Annotated in this window: 14 protein-coding genes; 4 read left to right on the top strand and 10 right to left on the bottom strand. The window is 65.2% G+C overall.

The window, feature by feature from the left end:
* Positions 1 to 8 precede the first annotated feature (8 nt).
* Positions 9 to 581, top strand: coding sequence for a TetR/AcrR family transcriptional regulator (locus AC5Y4N_RS03030; protein WP_499907470.1), 573 nt, complete (start codon positions 9 to 11; stop codon positions 579 to 581).
* A gap of 87 nt (positions 582 to 668) precedes the next feature.
* On the opposite strand, the gene AC5Y4N_RS03025 is transcribed toward AC5Y4N_RS03030, so the two are convergent.
* From AC5Y4N_RS03025 to AC5Y4N_RS02980, 10 genes are all read right to left on the bottom strand, one after another.
* Positions 669 to 1,088: a nuclear transport factor 2 family protein gene (locus AC5Y4N_RS03025; RefSeq protein WP_499906970.1), complete on the bottom strand. Its 420-nt coding sequence runs from the start codon at positions 1,086 to 1,088 to the stop codon at positions 669 to 671.
* A 23-nt stretch (positions 1,089 to 1,111) separates the two neighbouring features.
* A complete protein-coding gene (locus tag AC5Y4N_RS03020) occupies positions 1,112 to 3,181 on the bottom strand; it encodes an FAD-dependent oxidoreductase (RefSeq protein ID WP_499906968.1) in 2,070 nt (689 codons plus the stop codon).
* Positions 3,182 to 3,236: 55 nt separating this feature from the next.
* On the bottom strand, positions 3,237 to 4,319 hold the full coding sequence (locus AC5Y4N_RS03015; RefSeq protein ID WP_499906966.1) for an NAD(P)H-dependent amine dehydrogenase family protein: 1,083 nt from the start codon (positions 4,317 to 4,319) through the stop codon (positions 3,237 to 3,239).
* Positions 4,320 to 4,326: 7 nt separating this feature from the next.
* The gene (locus AC5Y4N_RS03010; RefSeq protein WP_499906964.1) at positions 4,327 to 5,454 is read right to left on the bottom strand and encodes an NDMA-dependent alcohol dehydrogenase; all 1,128 of its coding nucleotides are present in this window, start codon (positions 5,452 to 5,454) and stop codon (positions 4,327 to 4,329) included.
* A gap of 91 nt (positions 5,455 to 5,545) precedes the next feature.
* The gene (locus tag AC5Y4N_RS03005; RefSeq protein WP_499906962.1) at positions 5,546 to 6,100 is read right to left on the bottom strand and encodes a nuclear transport factor 2 family protein; all 555 of its coding nucleotides are present in this window, start codon (positions 6,098 to 6,100) and stop codon (positions 5,546 to 5,548) included.
* Entirely contained in the window at positions 6,100 to 6,306 is a 207-nt protein-coding gene (gene fdx / locus AC5Y4N_RS03000) for a ferredoxin Fdx (protein WP_499906960.1), read from the bottom strand. The genes AC5Y4N_RS03005 and fdx overlap by 1 nt, the downstream gene beginning before the upstream one ends.
* A 10-nt stretch (positions 6,307 to 6,316) precedes the next feature.
* On the bottom strand, positions 6,317 to 7,675 hold the full coding sequence (gene cyp51 / locus AC5Y4N_RS02995) for a lanosterol 14-alpha demethylase (RefSeq protein WP_499906957.1): 1,359 nt from the start codon (positions 7,673 to 7,675) through the stop codon (positions 6,317 to 6,319).
* Positions 7,675 to 8,493, bottom strand: a complete 819-nt coding sequence (locus AC5Y4N_RS02990) for an SDR family oxidoreductase (protein WP_499906955.1) — start codon at positions 8,491 to 8,493, stop codon at positions 7,675 to 7,677. Before AC5Y4N_RS02990 ends, cyp51 begins: the two co-directional genes overlap by 1 nt.
* Entirely contained in the window at positions 8,493 to 9,698 is a 1,206-nt protein-coding gene (locus tag AC5Y4N_RS02985; RefSeq protein ID WP_499906953.1) for a cytochrome P450, read from the bottom strand. The genes AC5Y4N_RS02990 and AC5Y4N_RS02985 overlap by 1 nt, the downstream gene beginning before the upstream one ends.
* Entirely contained in the window at positions 9,695 to 10,285 is a 591-nt protein-coding gene (locus AC5Y4N_RS02980) for a TetR/AcrR family transcriptional regulator (RefSeq protein ID WP_499906951.1), read from the bottom strand. Before AC5Y4N_RS02980 ends, AC5Y4N_RS02985 begins: the two co-directional genes overlap by 4 nt.
* Before the next feature lie 177 nt (positions 10,286 to 10,462).
* Here AC5Y4N_RS02980 and AC5Y4N_RS02975 point away from each other — a divergent pair, with 177 nt between their 5' ends.
* The 3 genes from AC5Y4N_RS02975 (at position 10,463) to AC5Y4N_RS02965 (ending at position 13,648) form a co-directional block, all read left to right on the top strand.
* Positions 10,463 to 11,929 (top strand): aldehyde dehydrogenase, encoded by a 1,467-nt coding sequence (locus tag AC5Y4N_RS02975; RefSeq protein ID WP_499906949.1) that lies wholly within the window; start codon positions 10,463 to 10,465, stop codon positions 11,927 to 11,929.
* Between the two features lie 76 nt (positions 11,930 to 12,005).
* A complete protein-coding gene (locus tag AC5Y4N_RS02970; RefSeq protein WP_499906945.1) occupies positions 12,006 to 12,755 on the top strand; it encodes an SDR family oxidoreductase in 750 nt (249 codons plus the stop codon).
* An 11-nt stretch (positions 12,756 to 12,766) separates the two neighbouring features.
* Positions 12,767 to 13,648 (top strand): NAD(P)-dependent oxidoreductase, encoded by an 882-nt coding sequence (locus tag AC5Y4N_RS02965; protein WP_499906943.1) that lies wholly within the window; start codon positions 12,767 to 12,769, stop codon positions 13,646 to 13,648.
* Position 13,649: the final 1 nt, after the last annotated feature.

The following is a 13,649-nucleotide window of genomic DNA, read 5'->3' as shown; positions in this document are numbered from 1 at the left end:
CCGACTCGGTGTCCAGGGAGTCGACCCGACGCCGGCTCACGGCCAGGCAGGCCGACACGATCCAGCGCTTGAGCAACGCCGCGCTGGCCGTTCTCGCGCGAGAAGGCTTCAGCGGCTTGACCATTCGCCTGGTGGCCGCGGAGGCGGGAGTGGGGGCGGCGACCGCCTACACGTACTTCTCGTCGAAGGAGCACCTTGTCGCGGAGGTGTTCTGGCGCCGGCTGGCGTCGTCGGCGCCTGAGCCGGATGACGGCCAGCTGCCGGTGGAGCGGGTGGTCGCGGTGCTGCGGGACATTGCACTGCTGGTGGCCGACGAGCCGGAGTTCGCCGGCGCGGTGACCAACGCTCTGCTGGGCCGAGATCCCGACGTCGAGCATCTGCGTGACCGCATTGCGCGGGAGATCCGCGGGCGCTTGGTCGACGCCGTGGGCCCCGACGCAGAGCCTGGCTTGGTCGAGGCACTCGAATTGCTCTACACGGGCGCGCTTGTCCACGCCGGGATGGGTTACGTGACGTATTCCGCGATCGCCGACCGGCTGGAGCGATCCGCCCGCAGGCTGTTCCCGGCATCGGGTGGTTAGCGCGTCACGGGTGGGCGCGAGCGTGCGCGGGTGTACGAGACACGCCGGTGCGGAAGTGTGCAGACCCGCACGCTCGCGGGGTTGAGTTCAGTCCTTCGAGACCTGCATCATGTCCATGTTCCAGTAGCCGCGCAGGTTCGTCAGCAGACCGGCGTCGTTGACGCGGTAGGTGAAGACCCCGCGCACGGTGGTGCTGAACCCGTCGAACTTGTTGTGCAGCAATAGGACATGGGCGATCTCGTGGGGCGAGCTGGACGGGAAGGTCTCCTCGCACGTGATGGTGGCCTTGCTGCGGCCGATCGTGTTGTCGAAGAACTCGCTGACGGCAGCTTTACCCCGGACACCTTTTCCGTCCGGATTGGTGACGGCCTCGCCGATCGGGTCTTCGATGAGGACGTCGTCGGCCATCAGCGCCAGCCAGCCTTCGCGGTCACCTGCTTGTACGCAGCGCCACGACGCTTGCGACGCCGTCAGCGCCGGAGAGGCTGCAATCACATTGTCGGACATTGGATCACCTTTCTTTCGACAGTTCAGATGGCACAGGCTGCCCGTGCGCCGTCTTCGGTGGCCTTACGAATCAGGCCGAGTCCCGTGCAGTCGCCGGCAGCGCTGACCGTCAGGTGCGGCAGCGCAGCCGTCAGCGAGTCGTGAAGCGACGTGTCGGGCGTCAGCGATCCGGCCAGCACGACATTGTCCGCCTCGAGCTCGCGCGGCGAGCCGGCCGCGGGCTGAAACACCAACCCGCTGCGGGTAATTCGGGTGACCGGTGAACGCACGTGCACGGTGACGCCGAGTCGATCAAGCCGGTCCATGTGCTCGGTCTTGCGTTTGTTGCCGATCTCCGGCGCGATCGCCGTTCCCCCCTCCAGCACCGTCACCAGCCGTCCGCGGGCCGCAAGGAACTCGGCCAGTTCCAGCGCCACCAGGTCGGCGCCGACGATCGCGACCCGGCGTCCCAGCGGCATCCACGCACGGGTCGCTGCCCGCACGAGATCAGGCCGGACAAGATGTCGCCCCCATCCGGACAGCACCTTCGCACCGAGCTGCTGCCACCGCGGCTGCGCCGGATTGGATTGTCCGGCAAGCAGTTCTCGCAGCATCGGCCCAGTGGTGACATGAGGTAGATCCGCACCGGGGATCGACGGCGTGACCACCTTGCCGCCGGTCGCGACGATCACCGCGTCCGGCGCTGCCCCGACGACGTCAGCAGTTCCCACGGCGTGGCCTAGCTGCACGTCGACTGCGGCGTCGGCGATCTCGCGACGCAGATACCGCAGGAACGGCTCGTTTTCGGGATGCAATATCGACGCCCACAGCAGCGCGCCGCCGAGCTGCCGGTTGCGTTCGAACAGCGTGACGCGGTGGCCGCGTTCGCTGGCGACACGTGCGGCCTCCAGGCCGGCCGGACCGCCGCCGACCACCACGACGCGCTTGCTGCGTGGTGCGCGATCGATGCTGAGCTCCCGCTCCTTGCCGGTGCGTGGATTGACCGCGCAGTCCACCGAAAAGCGTTGCTCCATTGCGTCGATGCAGTTCTCGCATGAGATGCAATACCGGATGCGGTCCGCGCGGCCGGTCTGCAGCTTGGCCGGTAGTTGCTCGTCGGCCAGAAGCGGTCGGCCCATCGCGATGAAGTCGGCGTGACCCTCGGCGAGAATCCGCTCGGCACGGCGCGGATCGTGAATGCGGCCCACGGCGATCACCGGCACGTCCACCACCTGTCGCACGGCTGCAGCGGCGCCGACGTTCAGCGCGTCGCCGTCGTCGGCGCTGTTGACCATTCCGGTGACCAGCCGGTCGATCACGCCGCCGCTGACGTGGAATGCGTCCACGCCGGCCGTCGCCAATTGCGGTGCGATCAACGCGGTGTCGTAGATCGGTCGGCCGCCGGCCACCCGCTCGTAACCGGAAATGCGCAAGGTGATCGGGAAGTCGTTGCCGACCTCGGCGCGGATCGCTGCGAGCGTTTCGAGCACGACCCGAATCCGGCCTCTCACCGAATCACCGCGATACTCGTCGGTGCGCCGATTGCGCTGTGGCGCAAGAAAAGAGCCGAGGAACATGTAACCGTGTGCGGCGTGGAGTTCGATGCCGTCGTAGCCCGCCTCCACGGCGCGCCGCACAGCGGCCTTGAAGAGGTCGATGATTTCGACGATCTGCTTCGGGGTGGCTTCCGCCGAGGGGCGCCCAGTCAAATATGACGGGATCACCGACGGCCCCAGTGACGTCACCCCGTGCATCTCTGGGCCGAGTCCGTCGGGACCGGCGTGCACAATTTGCGGCTGGATCTTTGCACCGTGTTCGTGCACGGCGTCCACCAACGCGCGGTGCGCGGCCACCGCAGCGTCGGTACCCAGATGCAAACCGCCGGGAGTCTCCGGGTGCAGTGGATCAATCCCTGTGGCGCCCACCGTGATCAGGCCGACGCCGCCGCGGGCACGAGCCGCGAAGTAGTCACGCGTGCGTGTCGAGGGCAGCCCGTCGGGAGTCCCGTACATCGTCTCCATCGGCGACATCACCAACCGGTTGCGCACGGTCATCGTGCCGATCCGGCCGGGCGCCAGCAGATGCGGGAACTGGTTCGCCGAGCGTGCGCTCAACGCGAAATCTCGGCCGAATTTTCGCGCTGGAGTCACGTTCGCGGTGCCACCGAGGTCATCTCGCGGCGAATCGGCCGGCGAAGGCGCGCAACGGAAGGTCGGCACTGGTGACGATGCCGGCAGGTGCGTCGACGACGGCGCGGATCGCGTTGAGCGCAGGCATCCCGGTGACGGTCATACCGATGGATGCGAACGCCTCCGGCGAGCTGAAGTCGGTTCCCGGCTTCGGCAGGATCATGTGCTTGCTGTAGATCACGGGGTCGCCGTCGATCTTGGTGATGTAGCAGCCCTGGATGTCCCAGTGCGGTTCGGTGTGCGGAGTCATCTGCCACTCCAGGCGCAGCTCGACGCGCGGCACGCCGGCTGCCTTGCCGACGTACGAAAAGGAGCTGCTGCCAACGGATCCCGTGGGCAGCTGGTACCAGCCAAGATCGACGTCTTTGGTGCAGGCGCCCAGTTCGAATTCGAAGACCACCTCGTCGAGTTCGATGTCGAGGCAGTCCGCCATCATCCGCACGCCGTCCTCGAACACCCGGGTGCCGAGCTCGAGCATGCGAGGCACTTCCGGATCGTCGACCGGGCGGCCGTAGCCGCAGTTCGCCCAGGTCGGCGCCGAGTGGTGGCATGAGACGTCCACCGACTCGATGCACGTCACCTTCTCGATGTCGGCCACGTCGGCCGAGTGCACGATCGTCAGAATCTGGGCCAGACCGGGATTCATGCCGGTGCCGTAGAACGTCGCATCGCCCCGCTCACACGCGGTCTGCAAAACCTGCGCTTCGGTGCGCCCGTCGGCCATCCGGTGATTGGTGTTGCGGTGGTGTCCGGTCACCCAGTCGGCGGTGGTCACCACGTTGATGCCCGCCTCGAGCGCTCTTTCGTACAGCCTGACATCGGGCCAAACCCCGTGAAACGTCACACAATCCGGCTTGGCCGCCACGATGTCGTCGACGGAGCCGGTGGCTGTCACCCCGATCGGCCCGATGCCGGCGATCTCTCCGGCATCGCGGCCGACCTTATCGGCGGAGTAGCAATGCAGCCCCACCAGTTCCAGGTCCGGGTGCTTGGTGATCCGCTTGATCATCTCGGTGCCGACGTTGCCCGACGCCACCTGAAACACACGGACCGGAGCCGGCATGGGTGGCCTACCGGTCGGCCTCGGTGTAGCGGATCACGCCGCGAATGTTGCGGCCGTCCAGCATGTCCTGGTAGCCCTCGTTGATCTGCTCCAGCTTGTACTGCCGGGTGATCATGTCGTCGAGATTGAGCTTGCCGGCCTTGTACATCGACAGCAGCAGGGGAATGTCGTGGTGCGGGTTGCCGCCACCGAAGATGGTGCCCTGCACCCGCTTCTGCATCAGGGTCAGCATTGCCAGGTTCAGCGTGACGTTGGTGTCGAGCAGGCTGCCGATGGCCGTCAGCACACAGGTGCCGCCCTTGGCCGTGATGTTGACGTAGTTGTCGATGTCCTGACCGTGCAGCTCACCGACCGTCACGATCACCTTCTGAGCCATCAGCCCCCAGGTCACCTCGGCGATGCCGCCCAATGCGGATTCGATGTCCGGATACACATGCGTCGCACCGAATTTCAGCGCCTGGTCGCGCTTCCACTCCACCGGGTCGATCACGAAGATGCGGCGTGCACCGGCGTTGACCGCACCCTGCAGCGCGGCCATGCCGACCCCGCCTACACCGACGATCGCGACGTCGTCGCCGGGGCGCACGTCGGCCGAGCGCGTCGCCGACCCGTAACCCGTGGTGACACCGCAGCCGACCAGGCAGGCGACCTCGAATGGAATAGACGGATCGATCTTCACCACCGAGCTCTTGTGCACCACCATGTACGGCGAGAAGGTGCCCAGCAGCGTCATCGGGAAGACGTTCTGGCCGCGGGCCTGGATGCGGAAGGTGCCGTCGGAGACCGCTGCGCCGTTCAGCAGACCGGCGCCCAGGTCGCAGAGATTGCGCATCCCCGCCTGACAGGACGGACACCGGCCGCACGACGGGATGAACGACAGCACGACGTGGTCGCCGGGCGCGATGTCTTCGACGCCGGGGCCGACCTCGGTGACGACGCCGGCACCCTCGTGTCCGCCGAGCACCGGGAAGCCGCCCATCGGGATGCCGCCGGTGACCAGGTGGTGGTCGGAGTGGCACATGCCCGACGCTTCCATCTGGATCTTGACTTCGTCCTTGACCGGGTCGCCGATCTCGATTTCCTCAATCGACCACGGTTGGTTGAACTCCCAGAGGAGAGCGCCTTTGGTCTTCATCCGAGTCCTGCTTTCAGTCAAACGCGGTGTACGTACTTTCCAGCGACAGCGTAGTTAGGTGGCTCACATAGGGGCCAACCGGGTGGTTGGCTCACCAGATGGGTACCGGTGCCTTTCCGAGCGGGAAGTATCCCGGCACTCTCTCACCGGACAGGCCGCGTTCGATGCGCTTCTGCATGCCCGCACTGAGCTTGCCCGCTTTGATCAAATCCATGTACAGGGCCGAGACATGACCGAAGTCGAAGAAGTCGCGCTGCCATTCGATCTTGACGGTTTCGTCGGCGTCGGTGAGCCGGAACCAGCTGCCGCCGATGCCGTAGACCTCCTGGTCGGTTCCGTCCGCACTCGTCGCGACCTGCTTCCAGAAGCCGACGATCTCGCCGATCTTGTCGTCGATGATCACCCGCTGATACGGGTACCTCCAGCCCTCCAGGCCTTCCATTTCCTGGCCGAGCGCGATGTCGCGGATCTCGTCGATCCCGACGCACATCACGTCTTCTTTGGGGCCGATGTTCCAGCCGTACGTGGCGTCTTCAGTGTAGAAGTCGGCGAGGCCGCGCCAGTCACCTTTGCGTTCGGCTTCGCGGTTGGCCTCGAGCCACTTCTCGACGAACTCCTCCAACTGCTCACGGGGCAATGACGGCATCAGTCTTCCTCTTCTCGGATGGACAACGCTTGGGTGGGGCAGGCCCAGACGGCTTGTTCGATTTCGCCTCGATCTTCTTCGGGCGGACGGTCGTTGAGGATTTGCACCTGTCCGCGCTTGGGCACCTTGAAGTAGTTGGGCGCCTCGACTTCACACATCGCATGGCCCTGGCACAGGTCCAGGTCAACCTCGATCCGGTAGCCCATCGAGACCTCTTCACCCTCGCTTGCGGTAGCGGACCTTGGCGGGCTGGGCCAGCTGCACCACCATCTTCGAATGGTCGTTGCGGTAGCTCTCTGACGGCTGTGCCATCTCGAACTCGTACTCGCGCAACAGCACCGAAAAGATTGCTTTGATCTGCATGGTGGCGAATGCTGCGCCCACGCAGCGGTGCCGGCCGGCGCCGAACGGAATCCATGTCCAGCGGTTGATCAGGTCCTCTTGGCGCGGCTTCTCGTAGCGGTCGGGGTCGAACACGTCGGGTTCGGGGAAGTCCTCGGGAATCCGGTTGGAGATCGCTGGCGACGCGGCCACCAGATCGCCCTCGTGAATCGGGAAACCCTGAACTTCGAACTCGCCCTTGGCCACCCGCATCAGAATGATCAGCGGCGGATGCAGCCGCAGCGTTTCCTTGAGCACGTTCTCGAGCTTGGGAATCTGGCGCAGCGCATGAAAGTTCACCGCTTGACCGTCGGCGTAGAGATCGTCGAGCTCCTCGATCACCTGCGCGTACACGTCGGGGTGACGCAGCAATTCGATCAGCGTCCACGACGCGGTGCCCGAACTGGTGTGGTGGCCGGCGAACATCAGGGAGATGAACATGCCTGTGATCTCGTCGGCCGAGAACCGGGCGCTCCCGTCCTCGTTCTTGATCGACACCAGCACGTCGAGCATGTCGCGCTCACTCTTGTCGGCCGGCGGGTTCGCGATGCGGTCGTTCATGATCTGCTGCACCAGATCCACCAAGCCCTTACGGGCCTCGTCGCGGATGCGGAAGCTTTCGATCGGCAGGTACGGATCGACGTAGCACAGCGGATCGGTGCCGCGCTCGAGTTGGTGGTAGTAACGCGCGAACCGAGAGTCGAGCTGATTGCGGAACTTCGGGCCGATCAGGCATGCGGTCGACGTGTAGATGGTGAGCTCGGCGAAGAAGTCGAGCAGGTCGATTTCACCTGTGTCGCCCCAGTTTTCGATCATGCGGCGCACTTCGCGCTCGATCGTGGTGGCGTGGCTCTTCATGTGTTCGCCGCGTAGCGCAGAGTTGTGCAGCATCTCCTTGCGGCGTTCGGGGCTGGCGTCGAAGACCACGCCCTTGCCGAAGATCGGCGTCATGAACGGATAGGCCTCGGCCTGGTCGAGTTCCTCGTCGGACGAGCGGAAGAAGAACTCGTTGGCCTCCGCGCCGGACAGCAGGATCACGTGCTTGCCCGCCAGCTGGAACCAGCCCACGTCGCCGCACTCGTCGCGGACCCGCTGCATCAGCCCGATCGGGTCGGTGCGGAACTCCTCGAGGTGGCCGTGTTCTTCCTCACCACCTGAAACGCGTGGGACTTCTTTCAGCTCTTGGCTTGTCATCACGACTCCGAATCCGGGTATTTGAGCTGCTGGTGTTCTTTCGCATTCGCCAGCGGCGCCTCGGGCTGCACCTCCATGGACACGATGTAGCCGCCGCGCGGCGTTTCGGCGACGAACGCGATCGCCCGCGCCAGATCTGACGCACGCAGGAAATAGTCATGGCGGGCTTGTCCCCACTTGGCCCAGTCCTCGAGCATCGGACCGATTGATTCGGGCGGAAGACTCCATCCCATACCGGTTTTCGTCGGTCCGGGATGCACGATTGATGCCCGCACCCCAGTGCCCTCCAGTTCCATCTGGAAGTTCGTGACCATAGCGATCAATGCCGCCTTGGCCGCGCCGTACGCCCCCATGTGCGGCCGTTGACGCAACGCGACATCGGAGCCGACGAAGATCACGTCGCCGCGCTGGCGTTCGACCATCCCGGGCAACACGGCCGTGGCCAACCGATTGGCGCCGATCAGGTGGATCTGGATTTGGGATTCGAAAGTGTCGGTGCTGATTTCGTGTAGCCGACCGAAGAAGGTGTCACCTGCGCCGGCGACCAGAACTTCGATGTCGCCCAGCTCGTCGGTGGCCCGGTGCACGAACCCCTTGACCGACTCCGGGTCGGTGACGTCGAGCGGAAGAGCGATCGCCTCGCCGCCGTCGGCGCGGATCTGCCGGGCGATCTCGTCGCATTTGTCGACGCGCCGGGCACCGAGCGCCACCGGAAATCCGCGCCGGCCGAGTTCGACGGCGGTCGCGGCACCGATGCCCGACGAGGCACCGGCGACGATGGTGGGGCGCCGTTCGGGATGCGGCTCGAATCTGGGCATCAGTTGGTCTCCACCCTGATCGGCAGGTGCGCGAACCCGCGGACATTACTGGAATGCACTCGCACAGCCCCGTTTTCGTCGACCTCGTAGTGGCTGATGCGCTTGAACAATTCGGTGAGGGCTACCCGGGCCTCCATGCGGGCGAGGTGTGCGCCGAGGCAGAAGTGCGCGCCGCTGCCGAAACTGACCAGCTTGGAACCGATCTCGCGACCGATCCGGTACTCGTCGGGGGCGTCGAACACTCTGTCGTCGCGATTGGCGGAGCCGGGCAACAAAAGCAGCGTGTCGCCGGCCGGAATGGTGGTGTCGTACAGCGTCAGGTCTTCGGCCACGTGGCGGGCGAGAATCTGGCTCGACGTGTCATAGCGGAGGGTTTCCTCGACCCACAGCGGAATACGCGAATGATCCTGGTATACCGGCGCGAGTTGGTCGGGGTTCTTGTGTCCCCAGTAAACGGCGTTGGCCAGCAATTTGGTGGTGGTTTCATTGCCGGCGACCACCATGAGCATCAGAAACGCCATGATCTCTTCGTCGGTGAGCCGGTCCCCGTCGATCTCCGCCTCCAGCAGCGCGGACGTCAGGTCGTCGGTCGGTTTGGCCCGGCGCTGCTTGACCATGTCGGCGTAGTAGGTCATCAGCGTGACGGACGACTCGATCGCCGAGGGCGGCACGTCGGCGATGCCTTCTTCGCGGTGCAGCACACCGTCGGCGAGCGCGCGGATGTCGGCGCGGTCGGATTCCGGCACGCCCATCAGCTCCGAAATCACATCCATTGGCAGCTTGCCGGCGAATTCCGTCACGTAGTCGAAGCTTTCGGCCTGCAGAGCCGAATCGAGATGCTGCACCGCCAGTTCGGTGACCCGTGGCTCGAGTTCGCGGATGCGCCTGGGAGTGAAGCCTTTTGACACCAGTGTGCGCAGCCGCAAGTGTGCCGGGTCGTCGAGTGCGAGAAAGGACATCACCCGGTGGGCGTGCGGCGTGCGGGAGATGGGGTCCAGCGACACGCCGTACACGTTGGAGAGCTCGTTGGTATTGCGGAAGCCCTGCAGTACGTCCTTGTGCCGCGACAGCGCCCAGAAGTCGAGTTCGTCGTTGCGGTACAGCGGCGCCTCGTCGCGCAACCGTCGGTAGGTGGGATACGGGTCCTCGTGGAAGTCGTAGTCGTAGGGATTGAAAACGACTGCGTCTGAGGCGGTTTGCGTCACTCGGCCCCTCCCATGATCAGCCCGATCACACTGTCGAGCCGGTCGGCCATCTGGTAGTAGGTCAGCGACTTGGTGCCGGCCTGCACCAGCGCGCCGTAGAAAATCATCTCCAGCGTGGTCAGCACCTCCGGCCACGCACCCGGACCCAGTGCAGACGCGATGCGCCGGCGCACCTCCGCACCGATCTTGTCGCGCACCACTTTGACTTCGGGTTCGTCGCCCATTAGCGCGGTGGTGGCCGCGGCCGCCAGCTCGGGTTCGTCGGCAACCAACAGCGCGAGCTCGCGCAGCTGGGCGGTCACTCGTTCCTGGGTGGTCTGGTTCACGTCGGTGAACATCGGCACCTCGCGGACCAGGCGCAGATACACCTCGGCGATCAACGCGTTCTTCGACGAGAAGTAGGTGTATGCGGTGGCGGGCGCCACGCCCGCCCGAGCCGCGACGGCGCGCATGGTGAGTTCCGAGTACGACGTCTCGCGCAACATCTGGACCGCGGCGTCGAGCACCTTGCGGATGGTTTCTTCTTGGCGGCGATTGCGTCGGCGAGCGCCCAGATCTGTGACGGCGGTGAGCGCTTGACTGGACATGTGTCCAAGATATAGCACGATCGCTTGCATACACAAGCACGGCCTCTATCGGGCTGTTCAGCTGGATTTTTGTGGTCGCAGCCGCTCCTTCGTAGCTCCCGCCCTTGCCTTTGCCGGGTCAGGCAACTACTGTCCGAACCAGCGTTAGCAGACACCTGTCCAGGGGGAATTCTGACAATGACCACATCGGCGACGAAGGTGACCGAGCTGTTGATCGACGGCGAACTCGTCGGCGCCGGCGGGGGCACCTTCACCACTGTCAACCCGGCCACCGAGGAGCCGCTGGGTGAGGCTGCCGATGCCGATGCGGCTGACATGGACCGTGCAATCGGGGCCGCCCGGGCCGCGTTCGACGAGTCCGACTGGTCGCGCGACGTCGAGTTGCGCGTGCACTGCCTGCGCCAATTGCGTGACGCGCTCAATGACGAAATCGAGTTGCTGCGCGAAATCACGGTCGCGGAGGTCGGCGCTCCGGTGGCCCTCACCCACAGTGCTCAGCTGCAGGGTCCGGTCGACGATCTCGCGTTCGCCATCGAGACGGCTGAAACTTATTCGTGGACACAAGATCTCGGGTTGGCATCGCCGCTGGGAATCAAGACCAAGCGCACCATCGTGCGGGAGCCGTTCGGCGTCGTCGGCGCCATCACGCCATGGAACTTCCCGCACCAGATCAACTTCGCCAAACTGGGACCCGCCCTTGCCGCCGGCAATACCGTGGTGCTCAAGCCGGCGCCGGACACCCCATGGTGTGCGGCTGAGGTCGGTCGAATCATCAAGGAGAAGACCGACATTCCGCCCGGTGTCGTCAACATCGTGACGTCCAGCGATCACCGGCTGGGTGCGCAACTGTCCGAGGATCCCCGCGTAGACCTGGTGTCATTCACCGGCTCCACCGCCACAGGCCGGGCCGTAATGGCCGCCGCCGCGCAGACCATCAAGAAGGTCTTCCTCGAACTCGGCGGCAAGTCGGCGTTCTTGGTGCTCGACGACGCCGACCTCAACAGCGCATGTGCAGTGGCCGCGTTCACGGTTGCCACCCACGCCGGGCAGGGCTGCGCAATCACCACCCGGCTGGTGGTGCCGCGTGATCGCTACGACGAGGCCGTGGCGGTGGCGGCAGGAACGATGGCGGGGCTGGCGCCCGGTGACCCGACGGATCCGTCGACCATCTGCGGGCCGCTGATCTCGGCGAAGCAGCGCGACCGGGTCCAGGGATACCTGGATCTCGCACGCGACGAAGGGGGTTCGTTCGCCTGCGGTGGCGGTCGGCCCGCTGACAAGTCGGCGGGGTTCTTCATCGAGCCCACAGTGATCACTGGCCTGACCAACGACGCCCGGGTGGCCCGCGAAGAGATCTTCGGGCCGGTACTCGTGGTGCTGCCACACGACGGCGACGCCGACGCGGTCCGCATCGCCAACGATTCTCCGTACGGCTTGTCCGGCACGGTGTTCGGCGCCGATCCCGAACGCGTGAATTGGGTGGTGTCGCGATTCCGGACCGGCACCATCAACGTCAACGGCGGAGTGTGGTACTCCGGCGACGCACCGTTCGGCGGCTACAAGCAGTCCGGGATCGGCCGCGAGATGGGACTGGCCGGCTTCGAGGAATACCTGGAGACCAAGCTCGTCGCGGAGGCCGTCTAGCGCCGAGTGTCTTGTTGATCCACGCAACCTCGCAATCGGCGCGGATCAAGTCCACACTCGGCAGGAGAGGAAGTAGATGAGGTTCGACAACAAGGTCGCGATCGTCACCGGATCGGGCGGCGGCATCGGCCAGGCTTACGCCGAGGCGTTGGCGCGTGAAGGCGCCGCCGTGGTGGTGGCCGACATCAACACCGAAGCCGGCGAGCGGGTGGCCAAGCAGATCGTCGCCGACGGCGGCACGTCCATCCACGTGCCCGTCGACGTATCGGACACCGAGTCGGCCAAGGCGATGGCCGACCGCACGCTGGCCGAGTTCGGGGGCATCGACTACCTGGTGAACAACGCCGCCATCTACGGCGGCATGAAGCTCGACTTCCTGATCACCGTCGACTGGGACTACTACAAGAAGTTCATGAGCGTGAACCTGGACGGCGCGTTGGTGTGCACCCGCGCGGTGTACAAGAAGATGGCCAAGCGGGGCGGCGGTGCGATCGTCAACCAGTCGTCGACCGCGGCGTGGCTGTACTCGAACTACTACGGGCTGGCCAAGGTCGGCATCAACGGTCTGACTCAACAGCTTTCGCGTGAGCTGGGCGGCATGAACATCCGGATCAACGCGATTGCACCGGGCCCTATCGACACGGAGGCCACCAGGACCACCACGCCACAAGAGATGGTGGCCGACATCGTCAAGGGAATCCCGTTGAGCCGCATGGGCACTCCTGAGGATCTGGTGGGCATGTGTCTGTTTCTGCTCTCCGATCAAGCGTCGTGGATCACCGGGCAGATCTTCAATGTCGACGGCGGCCAGATCATTCGGTCGTGAGGAGCTCGCAAATGAGTGGCGAGGAGCAGAACAGCACACCGAAACTGGGTTACATCGGTCTGGGCAACATGGGCGCGCCGATGGCTCGGCGACTGGTCGACTGGCCGGGCGGACTGATCGTGTACGACGTTCGCGCCGAGGCGATGACCCCGTTCGTCGAGGCGGGAGCTCAGGCGGCTGACAGCCTTGCCGACGTGGCGGCCGCCGACGTCATCAGCGTGACGGTGCTGAACGACGAACAGGTGCGCGACGTGGTGGGTGAATTGTCCCGGAACGCCAAGCGCGGCAGTGTGATCGCCATCCATTCGACCATCAGCGACGTGACCGCGGTGGAGCTCGCCAGAGAGCTCGAGCCGCAAGGCATCCACATCGTCGACGCCCCGGTGAGCGGTGGCGGGGGAGCGGCCGAGAAGGGTGAGTTGGCCACCATGGTCGGTGCCCAGCGCGATGTCTATGAGCGGATCAAGCCGGTGTTCAAGCAATGGGCATCGCTGGTGATCCACGCCGGCGAGCCGGGTGCCGGAACTCGAATGAAGTTGGCGCGCAACATGTTGACGTTCACCTCCTATGCGGCAGCCTGCGAAGCGATGAAGCTTGCCGAAGCGTCGGGTCTGAGCTTGCAGGCGCTGGGCCGGGTGGTCCGTCACACCGACGCGCTCACCGGTGGACCGGGGGCGATCATGGTGCGCGAGGACATGAAGCCGTTGCCACCGGACCACTGGCTCTACGACGCGTTCACTCACACCCGCGGACTGGGTGAGAAGGATCTCAGTCTGGCGCTGGCGCTGGGTGACGCGGTCGACGTCGATCTGCCGCTGGCGGAAGTTGCTTTGCAACGACTCGCCGAAGGACTTGGTGTGCCGCACACCGCCGAGTCTGGATCGAAGGAGTGAC

The organism is Mycobacterium sp. NGS19, from assembly GCF_059813155.1.
The sequence above is the reverse complement of the archived record's forward strand: the minus strand, read 5'-3'. Positions and strand labels throughout refer to the sequence as shown.

Excerpts from the sequence above, each read along its gene's own strand:
- AC5Y4N_RS02965 (WP_499906943.1), top strand. The coding sequence starts at position 12,767 with ATGAGTGGCGAGGAGCAGAACAGCACACCGAAACTGGGTTACATCGGT.
- AC5Y4N_RS03015 (WP_499906966.1), bottom strand. The coding sequence starts at position 4,319 with ATGCCGGCTCCGGTCCGTGTGTTTCAGGTGGCGTCGGGCAACGTCGGC.
- AC5Y4N_RS02975 (WP_499906949.1), top strand. The coding sequence starts at position 10,463 with ATGACCACATCGGCGACGAAGGTGACCGAGCTGTTGATCGACGGCGAA.
- cyp51 (WP_499906957.1), bottom strand. The coding sequence starts at position 7,675 with ATGACAAGCCAAGAGCTGAAAGAAGTCCCACGCGTTTCAGGTGGTGAG.
- AC5Y4N_RS02980 (WP_499906951.1), bottom strand. The coding sequence starts at position 10,285 with ATGTCCAGTCAAGCGCTCACCGCCGTCACAGATCTGGGCGCTCGCCGA.
- AC5Y4N_RS02990 (WP_499906955.1), bottom strand. The coding sequence starts at position 8,493 with ATGCCCAGATTCGAGCCGCATCCCGAACGGCGCCCCACCATCGTCGCC.
- fdx (WP_499906960.1), bottom strand. The coding sequence starts at position 6,306 with ATGGGCTACCGGATCGAGGTTGACCTGGACCTGTGCCAGGGCCATGCG.
- AC5Y4N_RS03010 (WP_499906964.1), bottom strand. The coding sequence starts at position 5,454 with ATGAAGACCAAAGGCGCTCTCCTCTGGGAGTTCAACCAACCGTGGTCG.
- AC5Y4N_RS03005 (WP_499906962.1), bottom strand. The coding sequence starts at position 6,100 with ATGCCGTCATTGCCCCGTGAGCAGTTGGAGGAGTTCGTCGAGAAGTGG.
- AC5Y4N_RS03025 (WP_499906970.1), bottom strand. The coding sequence starts at position 1,088 with ATGTCCGACAATGTGATTGCAGCCTCTCCGGCGCTGACGGCGTCGCAA.
- AC5Y4N_RS02970 (WP_499906945.1), top strand. The coding sequence starts at position 12,006 with ATGAGGTTCGACAACAAGGTCGCGATCGTCACCGGATCGGGCGGCGGC.